Below are 18282 nucleotides of genomic sequence, written 5' to 3'. Positions count from 1 at the left end.
TGGTTCGGTCGGCGTCGCCCCCGCAGGGATTTAGCCCGCGGGCGCAACTGTCGGGGTATGCCCGACCTCAATCGCGTCGCAAAGCGCATGTACAACATCCACCCGAACGCTATGCGCCTCGTCGTCGGCGAGGAGATAGCCGGCACGTTCACGCTGGAGAGCGCGGAGTTCTTCCAGACCGACTTTCAGGCCGAAGGCGGACTCGACGGCGACGACGCAGTCTATCGGTTCGCGACGACGGAGCACAACGACGCGGTCGTCGTCGGTCGACAGCGTCCCGGCGAAGACGGCTGGACGATGATCGGAGAAGTGGAGACGGTCGAGCGGGTTGACGCGACGGACGCGACGGACGCGTAGCCGCGCGCCCACTCAGTCGGTCGCGCGGGCACCGTCACCGAACCGATAGCGGAGTTCGCGCCGAATCGCCCCGCGCTTCAGGAGGACGAACCCGAGGAAGATGAGGGAGAACCCGCCGACCGTGGACGGTGTCGGAACCTCGCTCAGGAACGCCCAGCCGGAGAGCGCCGCGAAGACGGGGGCGACGTACGAGACGAGGTTGATTTCGATGGGACCGAGGCGGGCGAGCAGGTCGAAGTAGATGAGGAAGCCGAGCGCGCTCGCCGCGAGTGAGAGATACGCGAGCGCCGCGACCGATTGGACGTTAAGGACGACCGCCCCGGGGCGCTCGCCGAGGCCGGCGGACGCGACGTGCATCAGACCCGCGCCGAGGAGCATCGACCACGCCTCCATCGTCTCGATAGGCAGCTCCGAGTCGACCCGACGTGTCAGGACGGAGCCGAGGGCGAAGGCCGCGGCCGCGCCGAAGATGAGGAGTTTCGCGACCGTACCGCCGGCGAGGAGGTTGCTCGGGTCGAGTTCCGAGAGGACCGCGACGCCGACGAGTCCGAGGAGGAGTCCGACGACGCCGAGGGCGGTGAGTCGCTCGCTCGGGAGCAGGAGTCGCGCGAATCCGGTCGTGAGCACCGGACTGAGGCTCACGATGACGGCGGCGGCGGCGCTCGTCACGGTGGGGTCGGTCTCGCCGATAAACAGGAGCGCGTGGTACGCGGCGATAAGGAACACCGCGCCGATGGCGACTTCGGTCCACTCGGCTCTGTCGCGCGGGAGCGGCGAGTCGGTGGCGTACAGCGCGTAGGCGAGCATCACGACCCCCGCCACGTCGTACCGGAGCGCCGCGAACAGCACCGGCGGGAAGAACTCCAGCCCGGCTTTGATCGCCATGAACGCGGACCCCCAGACGGCGGCGAGGACGACGAACAGACCGACGTTTCGATACCGTGTCACAGCGATGGTGCGCCCGGTAGGGGCCTGAACGTTTCGTTACGGGGCGGTTTCGCCGGTGCCGCGAGGGTGGCGTCGGCCGAGGCCAGCACTCGTCGCCCGCTGGACCCGTGTCAGTCGTCGGCCTCGGCGGCCGTGCCGGCGTTCGTCTCGACGACTATCACCTCGTCCGAACCCTCGTAGAGGTGGCAGGCCGCGGGATGCGGCACGTCACCGACGCCGGGGCGTCGCGTCTCACAGGGGCTCTCGAAGCGGTCCCGAAGCGTCTCGCCGGCGCGGTCGACCTCGCCCTCCGCGAGGTGGCCGAGCGCCGTGTCGACGACGCTCGCGACCTCGTCGCGGAGTTCGTCGTCGACGTGTCGCGCGCGGGCCTCCTCGATGAACGCCTCCGTGTCCTCCCGGTCGGGGTCGGCGGCGTCCCAGATATGGTCTTGGTTCACGTCACCGACCGCGAGAGCGTCCCGAAGGTCCATCACGGCGCGGTAACTCCCCTGTTCGATGGCGAGGTCGTCCGGGGGGATGACCTCCGGACACCGAGTCCGGAAGCGACAGCCGGACGGCGGGTTTCGCGGCGACGGCACGTCACCCGGCAGCGCCTCGACCCGTCGGCCGTGTTCGGCCGTGGAGGGTCGGGGAACGCTCTCCAACAGCGCCTTCGTGTAGGGGTGTTTCGGCGACTCGAACAGGTCGTCGGTCGGACCGAGTTCGACGATGTTGCCGAGGTACATCACGGCGACGCGGTCGCAGATGTGGCGGACGACGGAGAGGTCGTGAGCGATAAACAGATACGTCAGCCCGAACTCCTCCTGCAAATCGTCGAGCAGGTTCAACACCTGCGCCTGCACGGACACGTCGAGCGCCGACACCGGCTCGTCGAGGACGATGAACTCCGGTTCGAGCGCGAGCGCGCGAGCGATGCCGACGCGCTGGCGCTGGCCGCCGGAGAACTCGTGGGGGTAGCGGTCGAAGTGGTTCGCTGAGAGGCCGACCCGCTCTAACAGGTCCGTGACCCTGTCGCGCCGCCACTCGCGTTTGGACTCGTCGGCGGCGGACTCGGGAATCCCGTGAATCTTCAGCGGTTCGGCGACGATATCGCCGACGGTCATCCGCGGGTCGAGACTCGAAAACGGGTCCTGGAAGACGATTTGGGCGTCCCGGCGGAACGTCTTGAGTTCGTCGTCGTCCATCTCGAAGACGTTCTTTCCGTCGAACGTGACCGCGCCGCCGGTCGCCTCGCGGAGTCGGAGCAGCGTCTCTCCGGTCGTGGACTTCCCGCAGCCGGACTCGCCGACGAGGCCGAGCGTCTCGCCGCGTTCGACCTCGAAGGAGATGCCGTCGACGGCCTTGACGCTCGTCGGGTCGCGCCCGAGGAGGCTGTCGACGAACGAGTCCTGTTCGAAGTAGTACTTCTGGAGGTCCCGAACCGCGAGGAGCGGCTCAGTCATCGGCGCTCACCTCCCCGGCCGCCTCGCCCCCGTCGACCGAATCGACGGCGTCGGCGGGGTCGTACTCCTGTTCGGCGAGGACGCACCGGACGCTGTGTCGGCCGTCCAGTTCGTACTCTGGGATGCGGGTCAGACAGTCGGTCATGGCTTTGGGACACCGGTCGGCGAAGTAACACGCGTCGGGCATCTCCGAGTCGAGCAGGCTCGGGACGTTGCCCGAGATGGGTTCGAGGCGGCCCGAGGGGTCGTCAACGTCCGGAATCGACCCCAACAGTCCCTGCGTGTACGGGTGGACGGGGTCGTCGAAGATGTCGGCGAGGGGGCCGCGCTCGACGACCTCGCCGGCGTACATGACGCCGACGCGGTCGCACATCCGGGCGATGACGCCGAGGTCGTGGGTTATCATCAGGATGCTCATCCCCTCCTGTTCCTGCAAGTCGCGCAGGAGGTTGAGAATCTGCGCCTGAATTGTCACGTCGAGCGCGGTGGTCGGTTCGTCGGCGATGAGTACGTCCGGTTCGCCGGCGAGCGCCTGCGCGATCATCGCGCGCTGGAGCATCCCGCCGGAGAACTGGTGGGGGTACTCCTCGGCGCGGTCCTCGGGGTCGGGGATACCGACCTGGTCGAGCAGTTCGACCGCGCGGTCCATGCTCTCGTCGTCGACGTAGCTCTTCGAGGGGAGAAGCGAGTCCCTGATGAGCGACGCGAGCCCGTAGCCCTGGGTGCGCGAGCGCGTGCTCCGCGGGTTCGACCGGGCGCGGCGCTGGACCTCGACCGCCTCGGCTATCTGCTCGCCGACGGTTATCGAGGGGTTGAAGCTGCTCATCGGGTCCTGAAACACCATGCTGAACGACGGGCCGCGGAGCGACCGGCGGACGCCCTCCGGGAGCCGTCGGATGTCCACGAGGTCGCCGTCGACGGCGTCCGGTTTCGACTCGCGGAACTCCTCGGCGAGGTCGGCGTTGCGGTACCATAGCTCGCCTTGCGTCACGCGGCCGGGCGACTCGATGAGGTCGATGACCGACAGCGCGGTCACGGACTTGCCGGACCCCGACTCGCCGACGATGCCGAATATCTCGCCGTCTTCGACGTCGAACGAGACGTTTTCGACCGCGTTGACCTGCCCCTCCTCGGTGAAAAACCGGGTGGAGAGGTCGCGGACGCTGAGAATCGTGTCGGCCATCTCAGACGCCCCCCTCCCCTTCGATGCCGGGGTCGAGCGCGTCTCTGAGCCAGTCGCCGACGAGGTTCAGCCCGATGACCGTCACCACGATAGCGAGGCCGGGCATCGTCGAAATCCACCACGCGGTTGACTGGTACTGCCGGCCGAGGGCGATGTCGAAGCCCCACGACACGTCGGCCCCGGAGAAGCCGAGGAACGACAGCGCCGATTCGAGCAGGATGATGGCGGCCACCTGAATCGTCGCCAACACGAGGATGGGCGTGATGGCGTTGGGGAGGACGTGTCTGAGCACCGTCCGCCCGTCGCTCGCGCCGAGCGCCTTCGCGGCCTTCACGTACTCCTCCTCGCGGATGGAGAGCGCCTCGCCGCGGGCGACGCGGGCGAACCACACCCAGTTGACGAGCGCGACGACGACGATGACCGTCCCCGGGAGGACGACCGTTCCCGGCATTCCCGTCGGTAACCCGACCGCCGAGCGGAACGCCGGGGCGAGCCCGGTGGCGACGAACGGGTCGGGGATTGGCGCTTGCGCCTGCCCCCAGACGCCGACGAGGGCGATTGCGAGGACGAGCGAGGGGAACGCGAGCATGATGTCCGCGCTCCGCATCAGCACGTCGTCCACGCGGCCGCGATAGAACCCCGCCGACAGCCCGACGAGGACGCCGATGAGCGCCGCGAGCGACGTGCCGAACAGGCCGACGAGGATGGACGTTCTCGCCCCGTAGATGATGCGCGAGAGGATGTCCCGCCCGTTGCCGTCGGTGCCGAGCGGGTGGGCGAGCGTCGCGTTCGTGTAGACGGTCTGCGTCTCGGTGACGACCTGCCCGTCTTCGATGACGACGCTCCCGTTTTCCATCTGCGTCACCTCTCTGGTCTCCGTCGTGCTGAATCCGAGCGGCGGTTGCCGGGCGTTGTCGAGGTCCTGTTGGGACGGGCTATACGGCGAGATAAACGGGGCAAAGATGGCCATCGCCACCATGAGGACGACGACGACGATGCCGAGCTTCGCGAGGAGACTCCGTCTGAGTTCCCGGCGAAGGTTTCTGCGTGTGCGTTCCGATATCATAGAGCGTTAATCGTAGGCCACCTGCGGGTTGACGTAGGCGTACAGGGCGTCAACGAGGATGTTCACGAGGACGAACCCGACCGCGACGACGATGAGCGAGCCCTGTAAGACCGGCCAGTCGCGGGCGTTGATGCTGTTGATGATGAGCGAGCCGAGTCCCGGCCACGCGAAGACGGCCTCCGTGATGACGGCCCCACCGATGAGGGTGCCGAGCTGGAGTCCGATGACGGTGATGACCGGGATGAGCGTGTTCCGAAGCGCGTGCTTGTATCGGACCAGCGTCTCCGGGAGCCCCTTCGCCCGCGTCGCGCGGACGTAGGTCTGTCCGAGTTGGTCGAGCATTCCGCTGCGGGTGAGCCGCGTGATGAGCGCGGTGAAGTACGTCCCGAGCGTGATTGCGGGGAGCGTGATATGCCACAGCCACGTCCCGAAGCCGCGTATCGCCGCGCCCACGTCGCCGCCGGCGAGAAGCACCGCGATGCCGTCGAGGCCGATGGGGCGCTGACTGGTCGGGAACGCGTCCAACTGCACCGCGAGCACGAGGATGAGCATCACGCCCAGCCAGAAGTTTGGCGTGCTGATGCCGACCAGCGAGAACACGGTCGCGCCGTAGTCCGCCGGCTCGTGACGCCGCGTGGCAGAGAGGACGCCGAGCGGAATCGCGATGACGACGGCGACGACTGTCGCCGCGATGGCGAGTTCCAGCGTCGCCGGGAGCCTCGCCACGACGCGGGCCGAGACCGGCGTCCGGGTGACGAGCGACAGGCCGAGGTCACCGAACGGGATGCCCGAGATGAACTCCCAATACTGCACGTACAGGGGCTCGTTCAGCCCGAGTTCGGCGATGACCTGCGCTCTGACCTCCGGGTCGACGTCGGGCGGCAACAGCACGTTCGCCGGGTCCCCCGGCGAGATGAACCGGAGGCCGAAGACGACCGTGATGACCCCCCAGATGACGAACAGCCCCTGGAGCGAGCGTTTGATGAGGAACCTCGACAGCGACATCGACTACTGCTGGCTCATCGCGTACGCGTCGATGCGCTCGTCGGAGCGGGCCTCCCACGCGATGGCGTCGTTGACGCCGTAGACGCTGTACTGCTGGTTCAGGAATATCCACGGGCACTGCTCGTGGGCCATCGCGTTCGCCTCCTGGAGCGTCGCTTCGCGCTCCTCGCCGGACTGGTTGCCGGCCTGTTCGAGCAGCGCGTCGAACTCCTCGTTTTGCCACGTCGTGAGCGTCCCGTCGGAGGAGAGAAGCGCCTCCATGACGAGGCCGCCGTCGAACGTCGCCTCGCCCCAGCCGATGAGGAACCACGGTGGACGGGCCTCGATACTGCCCGCGAGCAGTTCGTCGACGAGCGAGCCGAAGTCGCGCTGGCGGACCGTCGCCGTGACGTTCGGGAGTTCGTCGATGTAGCCCGCGACCGCCTGCGCCACTTCGAGGTCCTTCAGGTAGCGGCCGACCGGCGTGTGAAGCTCGATTTCCGCGCCGGCGTAGCCGGAGTCTTCGACCAACTGCTCGGCTTGGTCCGGGTCGTACGGGTAGGGGTCGAGGTCGGGGTTGTGCCCGACGAACTCGGGGAGGGTGGGCTGGCCCGTCTGCGTGCCGAAGCCCTCAAGGACGTTCTGGACGATACTTTCGAGGTCGATTGCGTAGTTCATCGCCTGCCGGAACTCCATCGAGTCGAACGGTTCGACGTCGTAGCGCATCCCGTTGTAGATGATGCGGGTCGACGGGGACGCGGCGACGCGGGCGTTGTCGGAGTTAGTGACGCGCTGGACCTCCTGCGGCGGGACGTTGACGATGAGGTCCGTCTCGCCCTGCAAGAGTTGGTTGACGCGCGTGCTGGCCTCGGACGCGGCGCGGAAGGTGAGCGTGTCGACCGCCGCGGGCTCCCGCCAGTAGTCCTCGTACGCCGTGAGGACGACCTCCTCGTCTTCGGTGTACGAGTCGAGTTGGAACGGCCCCGTACCGTTCATGTGCTGACTGATGTACGCCTTGTCGTTCTCCTCGACCCACGACCGCTGCATCACGTCGAGGTAGGTCGCGAACTCGGAGAACACGATGGGGTTGAGAGACGCGTTGGTGACCCTGACGGCGTTCTCGCCCTCGATGACCTCCGCGCTGGAGACGCCGGCGAGTTGGTCGCTCTGCGGGCTGGCGAAGCCGACCTCCTCGTCGACGACGCGGTTGATGCTGTACGCGACGTCCTCGGGGGTGAGTTCGTCGCCGTTGTGGAACGTGACGCCCTCGCGGAGGTCGAAGCGGACCGCGTTCTCCCCGTCGATGCGCTCGTAGTTCGTCGCGAGCGCGGTCTGAATCGACCCCGCCGCGTCGCGGGTCAACACGCCCTCGTACGCGTGGAGGACGACGATATCCGTCGACGTCTCGCGGTGGTCTTGGGGGTCGAGACCGGAGGGCATCTGGCCCTGCGTGATAGTCACGTCGAACGAACCGCTGTCCTCGGTCGTCGCCTCGGCGGTCTCCGTCTCGTCTCCGCCGGTCGTCGTCTCGGTGGTCTCCGACTCTTCTCCGCCGTTACCGGTACAGCCCGCGAGCGCCGCTGCCGCCGCCGCGCTGCCTGCCAACTTAATGTATGAACGCCGACTAGTATGCGAAGTGTTGTCAGCCATCGAAGGCACATTGAGTTGCCCGTTCTTATATCCATTGCCTGTCCCCCGACTTCGTATAGCGTTCTGGGAATATATTACAGATAGTTATCCCGCTGAGGCATCGACTTCTGACACGGGTGCATCGCCCCCAGATACGGGGTACGTTTATTACGACCCATCTCCGAAACGTTCGTATGGCCGTGACCGGCCGTCCCACACTTCGGGACTTGTTCGACGAGTCGCCGACGCCTCACATCGCACCCCCGCCGCGCACGCATCAACGGCACTTCTACGTCGCGACGGACGGGTCGTATCGCCCGAACGGCGGTGGACTCGGTGCGGTGATAGAGACCCGCGACGGCGAGCGAGTCGCCCGTATCGCACTCCCCGACGTGCCGCCGGACAACAACGTCTCGGAGTATCGCGCACTTCACCTCGGACTGGACGTGCTCGCCCATCGCGCGCCGCCCGGCGCTCGGGTCGGCGTCCTCGTCGACCACGACGACCTCGCCGCGAACGTCAACAATGCCGTCCTCGCCGGCGACCACCCCGACTGGAAATCACCGAAGCGAATCGTCGTCCCCGCCGGCAGCGAACACCACTGGCGGGGGATTCAGGCCCGTATCGCCGGCTTCGGAGAGCTTCGCGCCGCGCGAATCGACAGCCGAGAGAACCCCGCACACCCGCTGGCGAACGCGCCGAACGAGTACGAACACGTCAACCGGCGGGCAGACCGCTGCGTGCTTCCCGACCCCCCGGAGTTCGAAGCCGACTCCGGCACCGACGTGAGCTACCTCCCGCCCTCGCGGTTCGAAGGGCGCGCGAGCGACTGAACGCAGGCCGTCGCCGACGCCCCCCCCGTTCGCCCCGTCCATCGAGTGGGCCGCCGAGCGCGAGCAGTCCCACCGGGGCGTCGCCGTTCCGGGCCGCCATCGTCGGGCGACCGTCCCGTCGCCGGCCGGTCACTCCTCCATCAAAAAGTTGACAACACGGAGCGACGACGCCGGACGTATGGACCCCGCGGAGACCGTCGGCGCGTTCGACCCTCGGAGACGCGGGCTCTCGCCGCTCGGTGCGACCGCGCGCCGCCACGCGCGCCGACTGGTCATCACCGCACTCTTGACGGCCGTCGTCGTCGTCGCCGCCGTCCGTGACCCGGGGCTCCTCTCACCGACCGCCGGTGTTTCGACAACTGTCGTCGGCGTCGACGGCCCGAACTTTCTCGTCCGGCTCGAACTGGGCGCGCTCGCCGGCGCTCTGGCCGCCGGCGTCTCGCTCGTCGCCCTCGTCGACCGTGACCCGGCGGTCGACCTCCGCGCCGCCTCGGGGTGGCTCGCACTCGCCGCCGCGGGCTTCCTCGTCGGAACCGTCGCCGCGCGGCAGTTCGCGCCGGGCCTCGTCGACGTGCTGGTCGGCTGGGGCCGCGTCGCGGCCGACTCCCGCCAGTCGGCGCTCGAACTCGAACTGTTCTTCCCGGTCGCGGTCGGCGGCGGCGCGGCCATCGCCCCGCTTCTGCTCGGGTTACGCCGCGCCGGCGCGCTCTCGCGGCGACTCGCCGGGCGGACGAGAGGGCTGTCGCTCCTCTGTCTCGTCGCCTTCGCCGCGTGCTTCTCGCCGCCGGATTCGACGACGTTCGCGCTCTACGCGACCCCGCCGGCGGTCGGGCTGGGCGTCGCCGTCGCGTGGGCCGAGTTCGGGTAGGGATTCGAAGAAAAACCGACGGCGAACTTCGCGTTACTCTTCCTGCGCGTCCACGACCGCCGTCGCCGCCAGATCGAACGACCACCTTTTTCCGATTCGGGTTCGCTCCGCTCACCCTCTCCGCAAAAAGCTGGACCAAAAACCCCTCGCTCCGTTCGGGTCCGTTACTCTTCCTGCGCGTCCACGACCGCCGTCGCCGCCAGATTGACGATGTCTTTGACCTCGTCGCCGCGCTGGAGGACGTGGACGGGTTTGTCCATGCCGACGAGCATCGGGCCGATGGCCTCCGCGCCGCCGAGCCGCTGGAGGAGCTTGTAGCCGATGTTCCCCGCTTCGAGGTTCGGGAACACGAGGACGTTCGCGGGGCCGTCNGCCTCCGCGCCGCCGAGCCGCTGGAGGAGCTTGTAGCCGATGTTCCCCGCTTCGAGGTTCGGGAACACGAGGACGTTCGCGGGGCCGTCGAGCTCAGCGAAGTCGTAGGTTCCTTCGAGGATGTCCTCGACGAGGGCGGTGTCGGCCTGCATCTCGCCGTCGACCGGGAAGTCGACCTCGGGGTCGTCCTGCAGGAGCGCCGCGGCGTCGCGGGGTTTGCGGGTCCCCTCGTTCGTGACGCTCCCGAAGTTGGAGTACGAGAGCAGCGCCGCGCGCGGTTCTACGTTGAACTGACGGGCGAGGTCCGCGGTGTGCTTCGTAATCTCCGCGAGAACCTCCTCGTCGGGGTCGAGGTTGACCGTCGTGTCGGCGCAGAAGACGACTCGGTTCTTGAACGTCATCATGTAGACGCCGGCGGCGTAGTCGGCGTCGTCGGCCGTGCCGATAATCTGGAGCGGCGGGCGCAGCGCCGACGGGTAGTGGTGCGTGAGGCCGGTCAGCATCGCGTCCGCGTCACCGACTTCGACCATCACGCTGGCGAAGTAGTTCGAGTCGCGGCGGACGAGCTCCTCGGCTTCGGAGTTCGTGACGCCCTTCCGCTGTCGAAGCTCGTAGAGACGGTCGACGTAGTGGTCCCACTCGCCGTCGCGGGGGTTGGCGATAGTCGGGTCGAAGTCGAGACCCAGCTCTTCGGCCTTGCGCAGAATCGTCGTCGTCTCTCCGACGAGGATGGGTTCGGCGATGCCCTCCTCCTGCATCTGGTAGGCGGCGCGAATCATCTTCTCGTCTTCGCCCTCCGCGAGGGCGACCCGCTTGGGGTTCGACTTCGCCTTGTTGAGGACGACGCGCATCATCTCGCGGGACTTCCCGAGACGGGCTTCGAGGCGCTCGCGGTACGCGTTCATGTCGAGGCGCTCGCGGGCCGCGCCGGAGGTCATCGCCGCCTGCGCGACCGCGGGGGCGACTTCGAACAGCACGCGGGGGTCCAACGGTTTGGGAATGACGTAGTCGGCACCGAACTGGAGCGGGTGGTCGCCGTAGGCCTTGACGACCGCGTCGGGTACGTCCTGTCGCGCGAGTTCAGCGAGCGCCTCGGCGGCCGCGCGCTTCATCGCCTCGTTGATTTCGGTCGCGCGCACGTCGAGCGCGCCGCGGAAGATGAAGGGGAACCCGAGCACGTTGTTCACCTGATTCGGGTAGTCAGAGCGGCCCGTGGCCATGATGACGGTGTCCTCGCGGGCCTCCTTCGCGTCCTCGTAGGTGATTTCGGGGTCCGGGTTCGCCATGGCGAAGATGACCGGGTTGTCGGCCATCGACCGCACCATCTCCTGGCTGACGATGCCGCCGACCGAGAGCCCCGCGAGCACGTCCGCACCCTCCATCGCGTCCGACAGCGAGCCCTCGTCGACCGGCTTGGCGAACTCGGCTTTGTACTTGTTCACGTCGCCGTCCTCGACGCGCGACTCGGTGATGATGCCCGAGGAGTCGCACATCGTGATGTTCTCCTTTTTCGCGCCGAGGGAAACGTAGAACCGCGCCGTCGCGAGCGCGGACGCGCCCGCCCCCGAAAAGACGATGTCGAGTTCGTCGAGGTCCTTGTCCACGATGTCGGCGGCGTTCAGAAGCGCCGCCCCGGAGATGATGGCCGTGCCGTGCTGGTCGTCGTGGAACACGGGGATATCCATCTGCTCGCGGAGCTGTCGTTCGATTTCGAAGCACTCCGGGGCCTTGATGTCCTCCAAGTTGATGCCGCCGAACGTCGGCTCCATCGCCTTCGTCGCCGCCACGAAGTCGTCCACGTCGGCGATGTCGAGTTCGACGTCGAACACGTCGATGTCGGCAAAGCGCTTGAACAGCACGCCCTTGCCTTCCATCACCGGCTTCGACGCCTGCGCCCCGATGTCCCCCAGCCCGAGGACGGCGGAGCCGTTGGAAACGACGCCGACGAGGTTGCCCTTCGCGGTGTACTCGTAGGCGGCGTCTTCGTCCTCCGCGATGTCGAGACACGGCGCGGCCACGCCCGGCGAGTACGCCAGACTCAGGTCGCGCTGGGNTCCTCCGCGATGTCGAGACACGGCGCGGCCACGCCCGGCGAGTACGCCAGACTCAGGTCGCGCTGGGTGTTCGTCGGCTTCGTCGTCGCAATCTCGATTTTTCCGGGCGGGTCCTGTCTGTGATATTCCCGTGAGTCGTCGTCCAGTCCCATGACCCACACGTCCTCACGCAGGGGGCAAAAAGCTATTCAACAACGTCGAATTTTGACTTCGACAATAGTCGAACTCTCGACTGACGGCGGCGGGGTCGCGGCGACGAATCGACGCCGCGTCGCTCGAAAAATTACTCCGGTTCGATGTGAAGAATTTCCGGGCGTTCGAGTTCGACGGTCTCGTCGGCGTCGGTCACGGTCCGGGTCGGCCAGCGGCCGGTCGCGGTCAGCGGTTCGACGCCGTCTTCGGTGACGAGCGCGGTGCCCTCGCTTTTCGCGCCCTGAATGGTCGGGTTGTAGGCGTAGCCCATCGGCGCGCGGACTTCGTCGTCGGCGTCGGGCGTGGCGAACCACTCGCGGCCCGCGAACCCGGCCGCGCCGCCCTGATGGTGGTTCAGCCACTCCTCGGACTCCCCGACCGCGTCGTAGGCGTCGCGGATGGCGTCGAACACGTCGCCCGCGGTGCCGCCCTCGACGGCCGCTTTTCGGGTCGCCGCCAGCGCCTCCGTCTCGACCTGCATCGCCCCCTCGTGGCGGTTTTCGAGCCACTCGGGCGCGTCGAACGCGACGGTCCGCGTGCAACTCGCGTAGAGGCCGCCGCGCTGAGCCGTCACCGAGATGAGCGCGTAGTCACCGAGTTCCTCCTGTTTGGGCGTGTAGTGGCGGTAGTTCTGGGCGCGTCGTCCGCCCCCGACGAGCACGACCGGCGCTTCGATGCCCATCGCGCTGAGCGTGACTTTCAGACCGGAGGCGACCTCGTGTTCGGTGTCGCCCGGCGCGAGTTCGCGACAGACCCGCTCGACCGCGCTCGCCGCGTCGCGGCCGAGTTCGCGGTAGGCCTCGATGTCGGCGTCGGAAAGCGGCTGGCGGACCGCCGAGGCATCCACGTCAGCGAAGCCGGGCACGTCGAAGTCGGCGGCGGCGGGGGTCGGTGAGACCGACTCGACGCCGGACGCCAGCGACCCCTCGTACCACTGGAAGCGGTGGACGCGAACGTCCTCGTGGGGCAGTTCCTCGTGGAGCAGGCGGGTCGCTTCGATGTTGTCAGTCACGACGTGGAACTCGTCGCCGTCGTAGCCCGCGGCGGCGACGCCCAACGGCGAGTCGCGGTCGACGACGTTGTCGCCGCCGAGGAGCCACGCGAAGGAGTTCGGTCGGGCGAACCAGACCGCTTCGAGGTCCCGGTCTGCGAGATACGCGTCGAGTCGGTCCGCTCGGGAGTCGAGTCGCTCGTCCATGTTCGCGCGTCCAACCGAATCGACTTGAATGGGACGGCTCGGACGACCCGAGCGGACCGGTCCAACGCGACCGAGGCGAACTGGTCCGATACGAGCCGAGCGGCCGGGCCTGTCGTGCGAGGAGGTAGCACGGAGACTTCTTCGAGGACCATACCGACGAGATATAAGTTCGCGCGGTCCTGACCCACGCGTATGACACCTCGGCTTCGCCGCCTCCTCGCGGGGGCCGCCGCGATGACCGGCGTCCTGATGGTCCTCGGCGTGTACACCGCCGCCGCGGGCGCGGGTCTCACCTGCGCCGGGCGCTGGCCGTTCTGCGACGGCTTCCTCGGCCTGTTCCCGGCCAACTGGGGCAGCTTCCTCGAATGGTTCCACCGCCTCGTCGCCATGCTCACCGGCTTCCTCATCCTCGGGACGACCGTACAGGCGTGGCGCGAGGGCGTCGCGAAAGGCGTCCGCTACGCGCTCGTCGTCGCCACGGTCATCCTCCCGTTCCAAATCGTCCTCGGGGCGCTCACCGTCACCGAGTACGAGTGGGTCATCCTCACCGCCCACTACGTGGTCGCGACCTCTATCTTCACCGCCGTCGTCGCCGCCGCCGCGTGGGGACTCGTCGACCGCGGCGTCCCCCGCATCGCCGACGCGGTCAGGCTCGCGCTCGTCGGCGCGCCCGTCATGCTCGTCCTCGCGCCCCACGCGTTCGTCTCCTTCGGCCCGACGACGCAGGCCGTCTACTACGTCGTCGGCCTCGCCACCTACGCCGCGCTCGTCGCTGTCACGCTCTGGGCGAACGCCGCCCACGGCCCGCGGGCGGACGCCTACGGCCGGCTCAGGTTCGTCACCGCGCCCGCGAGCGTCGTGGTCGTCGCGCTCCTCATCGCCGGCCGGCAGGTGTACGGGCCGGTGCTCGAACTCGCCCACCTCGGCGGAACCGTCCTCGCGCTCGTCCTCGTCGTCGGCGCGGCGGTCCTCGTCCGCGGCGGCCTCCCCGTGCCGCAGGCTGGCGAGCTGAACGACGCCGACTGACGACGGGTATCGGCGCGCCTCACTGCTCCTCGCGGCTCCTCGCGGTCACTCTTTGGGCAGCTCGGTTGGTTCCGTCGGCAACGATTCCGCCGTCGACCCCAGCAGAGACAACATCACACGTAATAGTTGTAGATTAATCCGAGAAGACGACAGTGTAGTGAAGATTTTTCAGTTAGATATATATCTCACCTATCCACACAATTTCCGGATATTTTTCGTCAATATCGACACGAATTGAGGAGCGGACCGAAGAAGTGTTATATGGTGCTGTGCTACCTGAGGGCTGTTATGGAACGTCGCACCTTTCTGAAGGGCTCCGCCGGAGCCGCGGCCGCGTTCACGCTGGCCGGCTGTCTCGGCGGCGGTGGCGGCAGCGGTAGCGAGACGATTACCATCGGCTCGGACATCCCGTACCGGCCGTTCGAGTACGAGACGACTGAGGGCGAACTCGTCGGCTTCGACGTCGACATCGCCGAGGCGGTCTTCGGGGAACTCGGCTACGAACACGAGTTCCAGAAGACGAGCTTCGACAGCATCATCCCCTCGCTCAACAACGGGAACTTCCGCGTCATCATGTCCGCGATGACCATCACCGAGGACCGCGCGGAGCAGATCGATTTCTCGGACCCGTACTTCACCGCGTACCAGACGGTCATCGTGCTCAACAGTAGCGACATCTCCTCGAAGGAGGACCTTCAGGGCGTCACCGTGGGTGTCCAGAAGGGGACGACCGGCGAGAGCGCCGCGACCAGCCTCAAAGAGGAGTTCGGCGGCGACCTGACGATTCAGAGCTACGACCAAGTGACCGGCGCGTTCGACGCGCTCCGGAACAACCAGGTCAGCGCGGTCGTCAACGACAACACCGTCAACGCCGCCTTCGTCGACCAGAGCGACAACGTCCGGTTCCTCGAAGGTCCCGGGGCCGCCGAAGAACAGGGCAAGGAGAACGCCCCGCCGTACCTCACCCTCACCGTCGAGGAGTACGGTATCGGCTTCCGGCAGGACGACGACGAACTCCGCGAAGAGGTCAACGGCGCACTCCAGACCATCCGCGACAACGGGACGTACGACGAGATTTACTCGGAGTACTTCTCCGGGTAACTCGACCAGGACGCGTTTTTTATCCCACTACTGTGAGAACTACTACCAATGGCTGATTCCTACTCTGAGGGACGCACCGGAGACGGTGAGTACCAAGAGCAGTTTTTGAACGACAAAACGCTCAGGCGACTGGGTGCGGCCATCGCGGGGCTATTCACGCTCGGGGTCGGCGGCTTCATCGCGGCGATTATCTTCACGCAGGTCGATTTCGAACTCCTCGTCGAGATTATCCACCCCCAGTTCGTCAACGCGTTCTTCCGGGTGCTCGGCATCGTCCTCGTGGGGAGTCTGTTGTCCGTCACCGCGGGCGTCTTCGTCGGCCTCGGTCGGGTGTCGAACACGAAGTTCACGAACGCGGTCGCGACCGCCTACGTCGAGTTCTTCCGGGGCACGCCGCTTCTGTTCCAGTTGCTCGTTATCTACGTCGGGATTCCGGCGTTCTGGCCGCCGGGGCAGTTCCCCATCTCCAACTGGGCGATTCCGACCGCGATTATCGGGCTGACGCTCAACCACGCCGCCTACGTCGGCGAGGCCGTCCGCGGCGGCATCGACGCCGTCCCGGAAGGCCAGATGGAAGCCGCCCGCTCGCTCGGGATGTCCTACGTGCAGGGTATGCGCGAGGTCGTCCTCCCGCAGGCGTGGCGCAACGCGCTCGCCGCCATCGGCAACGACCAGGTCATCCTCGTGAAGGACACCTCGCTCCTCACGGTCATCGCCATCCCGGAACTCATCAGCGCGTTCCGCAACGTCAACTCGACCACGTTCGACCCGTGGACGCCGATTATTCTCGTCGCCATCGCTTATCTCATGATTACGATTCCGCTCGGCAAAATCGTCAGTTACCTCGAAGCCCGCTCCGACTGGGGAGGTGACCGCCGATGAGTCTCCTCGAATTCGACGGGGTTGACAAGTACTTCGGCGAGACGCACGTCCTGAAGGACGTCGACCTGAACGTCGAAGAGGGCGAAGTCTGCGTCGTCATCGGTCCCTCGGGGTCCGGGAAGTCGACGCTCCTCCGCTGTGCGAACCGCCTCGAAGAGATTCAGGGCGGCGAGATTCGACTCGAAGGCCAGTCTATCTCCGCGGCCGACGCGGACATCAACCGCCTGCGCCAGCGCATCGGCATGGTGTTCCAGAGTTTCAACCTCTTTCCCCACAAGACGGCGCAGGAGAACGTGACGCTTGCGCCGACGAAGGTGAAAGGGCTCAAAAAAGGAGACGCCACGCGCCGCGCCGACGACCTACTCGACCGCGTCGGTCTCGGCGCGCAGTCGAACTCCTACCCGAACCAACTGTCCGGCGGCCAGCAACAGCGCGTCGCCATCGCTCGCGCGCTCGCCATGGACCCGCACGTGATGCTGTTCGACGAGGTCACGAGCGCGCTCGACCCCGAACTCGTCGGGGAGGTGCTCGACGTGATGCACGACCTCGCCGACGAGGGCATGACGATGCTCGTCGTCACCCACGAGATGGGGTTCGCCCGCGAGGTCGGGGACCGCATCGTCCTCATGGCCGACGGCGAGGTCGTCGAGGACTCGCCGCCCGAGGTGTTCTTCGAGAACCCGAAGACCGACCGCGGCAAGCAGTTCCTCTCGAAGCTGCTCTGAGCCGGGGTAGCCGGGCACACACCCGGAATCATCCAACAAGCTTATCCCCCGAAACGCCGCTCCCTGCGGCATGAACTGCGCTCCCCGCGAATTCAGTCACGAACCGCCCGACAGCGAACGCACCAAAGCCGTCCTCTTCTGTCAGACCTGCGGCCGCGCCGCCGGCATCGACGCGTGGCCCGAACGGACGCGCGGCGGCCGCGCGGTCCGACTCGACTGCCCGGACTGCGGCGCGGTCGTCTGGCGCGGGCTGGACGATGAGGCCTCTGAAGAGCGTCGAGCACCGACGCCGACGCCCTGACCCGGTACCGAGCCGAGTCAACGAGCGCGAACCCCCCAACCCCGATTTTACGGGACCATCACTTCGACGCCGACGGTGTCGTAGTCGGTCATCGCGGCCAGTCGCTCGGGCACCTCGTCGAGCGAGACGGTCTTCGTCACCAGCGAGCCGGGGTCGACCGCGTCCGACGCGAGCAGCGAGAGCAGGTCGTCGGCGTTCGTCGGCGGCATCCCGCGCGCGCCGAGGAACGACACCTCGTGTCTCGTCATCCAGTCGGTCGGCAGCGACACGGTCCCCTTTTCCGCCTCGGTCGTCAGGCCGACCTGTACGTGCGAGCCCCGCGGCCGGACCGACCGGACCGAGTTCCGGCAGGTCTCCGCGACGCCGAGCGCGTCGAGCGAGACGTGCGCCCCGCCGTCGGTCAGCCCGCGAATGGCTTCGACCGGGTCCTCCGCGGAGCCGTCGACGACCGCGTCAGCGCCGAGGTCGGCCGCGGCGTCGAGCGCGGACTCGCGCACGTCGACCGCGACGACGCGCGCGCCGAGGACGTTCGCCACCTGAATCGCCGAGAGGCCGACGCCGCCGCAGCCGTGGACGGCGACCCACTGGCCGGCGCGGAGGCCGGCGCGGGCGTCGAGGGCGTTGTAGGCCGTCATGAACCGACAGCCGAGCGCGGCCACGTCGGTCGGAGAGACGCTCTCGGGGAGTCGAATCGCGTTGTAATCGGCAGACGGGAGATGTACCAACTCCGCGAACGCGCCCTGCGCGGCCGGTTCGAAGCCGAGGGCGTGGGGGTGGTCGCCCGTACAGACGTTGCCGTGGCCGGTCCGGCAGTAGCCGCACGAACCGCAGGCGAGGTTGAACGGCAAGGCGACGCGGTCGCCCTCCCGAATCGTCTCGACGCGGTCGCCGGCCTCGACGACGCGGCCGGCGGGCTCGTGGCCGAGAATCTGCCCGGACGGGACCGCGTCGTCGGCCCACTCGCCGTGGCCCATCCACGAGTGCCAGTCGCTCCGGCAGATACCGCAGGCCTCGACCTCGACGACGACGCCGTCGGCGTCACACGTCGGGTCGGGTACTTCCGTCACGTCGAGCGGTTCACCGTGTTCGCGGAGGACTGCGGCTCTCATACGCGCGGTTCG

At 67.4% G+C, this 18282-nt stretch carries 16 protein-coding genes and 1 pseudogene; 8 read left to right on the top strand and 9 right to left on the bottom strand.

The genetic code is table 11. The annotated features are described in order from the left end of the window. Positions 1-57 precede the first annotated feature (57 nt). Entirely contained in the window at positions 58-357 is a 300-nt protein-coding gene (locus C458_RS10830; RefSeq protein ID WP_008575658.1) for a hypothetical protein, read from the top strand. 12 nt (positions 358-369) lie between these two features. Here the strand turns inward: C458_RS10830 and C458_RS10825 are convergent, their stop codons facing one another. The 6 genes from C458_RS10825 to C458_RS10800 form a co-directional block, all read right to left on the bottom strand. Then, complete coding sequence (locus C458_RS10825; RefSeq protein ID WP_008575656.1) at positions 370-1305, bottom strand: DMT family transporter; 936 nt, start codon at positions 1303-1305, stop codon at positions 370-372. Between the two features lie 110 nt (positions 1306-1415). Then, positions 1416-2747: an ABC transporter ATP-binding protein gene (locus tag C458_RS10820; RefSeq protein WP_008575654.1), complete on the bottom strand. Its 1332-nt coding sequence runs from the start codon at positions 2745-2747 to the stop codon at positions 1416-1418. Further along, positions 2740-3930, bottom strand: coding sequence for an ABC transporter ATP-binding protein (locus C458_RS10815; RefSeq protein ID WP_008575653.1), 1191 nt, complete (start codon positions 3928-3930; stop codon positions 2740-2742). The genes C458_RS10820 and C458_RS10815 overlap by 8 nt, the downstream gene beginning before the upstream one ends. A 1-nt stretch (position 3931) precedes the next feature. Further along, positions 3932-4996, bottom strand: a complete 1065-nt coding sequence (locus tag C458_RS10810) for an ABC transporter permease (protein ID WP_008575652.1) — start codon at positions 4994-4996, stop codon at positions 3932-3934. A 6-nt stretch (positions 4997-5002) separates the two neighbouring features. Continuing rightward, the gene (locus tag C458_RS10805; protein ID WP_004062536.1) at positions 5003-6001 is read right to left on the bottom strand and encodes an ABC transporter permease; all 999 of its coding nucleotides are present in this window, start codon (positions 5999-6001) and stop codon (positions 5003-5005) included. 3 nt (positions 6002-6004) lie between these two features. Next, complete coding sequence (locus C458_RS10800) at positions 6005-7585, bottom strand: ABC transporter substrate-binding protein (RefSeq protein WP_008575651.1); 1581 nt, start codon at positions 7583-7585, stop codon at positions 6005-6007. Positions 7586-7803: 218 nt separating this feature from the next. On the opposite strand from C458_RS10800, the gene C458_RS10795 reads away from it, so the two are divergent. After that, a complete protein-coding gene (locus tag C458_RS10795; RefSeq protein ID WP_008575650.1) occupies positions 7804-8442 on the top strand; it encodes a ribonuclease HI in 639 nt (212 codons plus the stop codon). Positions 8443-8620: 178 nt separating this feature from the next. Next, positions 8621-9310, top strand: a complete 690-nt coding sequence (locus C458_RS10790; RefSeq protein WP_008575649.1) for a hypothetical protein — start codon at positions 8621-8623, stop codon at positions 9308-9310. A 164-nt stretch (positions 9311-9474) separates the two neighbouring features. Here the strand turns inward: C458_RS10790 and C458_RS10785 are convergent. Together C458_RS10785 and C458_RS10780 are read right to left on the bottom strand one after the other, a co-directional pair. Next, positions 9475-11888: pseudogene (locus tag C458_RS10785) on the bottom strand (NADP-dependent malic enzyme). 131 nt (positions 11889-12019) lie between these two features. Beyond that, complete coding sequence (locus tag C458_RS10780) at positions 12020-13126, bottom strand: Xaa-Pro peptidase family protein (RefSeq protein WP_008575645.1); 1107 nt, start codon at positions 13124-13126, stop codon at positions 12020-12022. A 234-nt stretch (positions 13127-13360) separates the two neighbouring features. On the opposite strand from C458_RS10780, the gene C458_RS10775 reads away from it, so the two are divergent. The 5 genes from C458_RS10775 to C458_RS10755 all read left to right on the top strand — a co-directional run bounded on the left by C458_RS10775 (position 13361) and on the right by C458_RS10755 (position 17161). Next, complete coding sequence (locus C458_RS10775; RefSeq protein WP_008575643.1) at positions 13361-14152, top strand: COX15/CtaA family protein; 792 nt, start codon at positions 13361-13363, stop codon at positions 14150-14152. Positions 14153-14440: 288 nt separating this feature from the next. Beyond that, positions 14441-15253: a basic amino acid ABC transporter substrate-binding protein gene (locus C458_RS10770; protein ID WP_008575641.1), complete on the top strand. Its 813-nt coding sequence runs from the start codon at positions 14441-14443 to the stop codon at positions 15251-15253. Positions 15254-15301: 48 nt separating this feature from the next. Further along, complete coding sequence (locus C458_RS10765) at positions 15302-16135, top strand: amino acid ABC transporter permease (protein WP_008575640.1); 834 nt, start codon at positions 15302-15304, stop codon at positions 16133-16135. Beyond that, entirely contained in the window at positions 16132-16860 is a 729-nt protein-coding gene (locus tag C458_RS10760; protein WP_008575639.1) for an amino acid ABC transporter ATP-binding protein, read from the top strand. The genes C458_RS10765 and C458_RS10760 overlap by 4 nt, the downstream gene beginning before the upstream one ends. Before the next feature lie 70 nt (positions 16861-16930). Then, the gene (locus C458_RS10755; RefSeq protein ID WP_008575638.1) at positions 16931-17161 is read left to right on the top strand and encodes a hypothetical protein; all 231 of its coding nucleotides are present in this window, start codon (positions 16931-16933) and stop codon (positions 17159-17161) included. Between the two features lie 47 nt (positions 17162-17208). On the opposite strand, the gene C458_RS10750 is transcribed toward C458_RS10755, so the two are convergent. After that, positions 17209-18270 (bottom strand): zinc-binding dehydrogenase, encoded by a 1062-nt coding sequence (locus C458_RS10750; RefSeq protein WP_008575637.1) that lies wholly within the window; start codon positions 18268-18270, stop codon positions 17209-17211. Between the last annotated feature and the right edge of the window lie 12 nt (positions 18271-18282).

The sequence above is a fragment of the Haloferax sp. ATCC BAA-644 genome (assembly GCF_000336975.1).
In the GTDB taxonomy this organism is placed as follows: domain Archaea; phylum Halobacteriota; class Halobacteria; order Halobacteriales; family Haloferacaceae; genus Haloferax; species Haloferax volcanii.
Note: the sequence above shows the minus strand (reverse complement) of the source record. Positions and strands in the feature narration are given on the sequence as shown.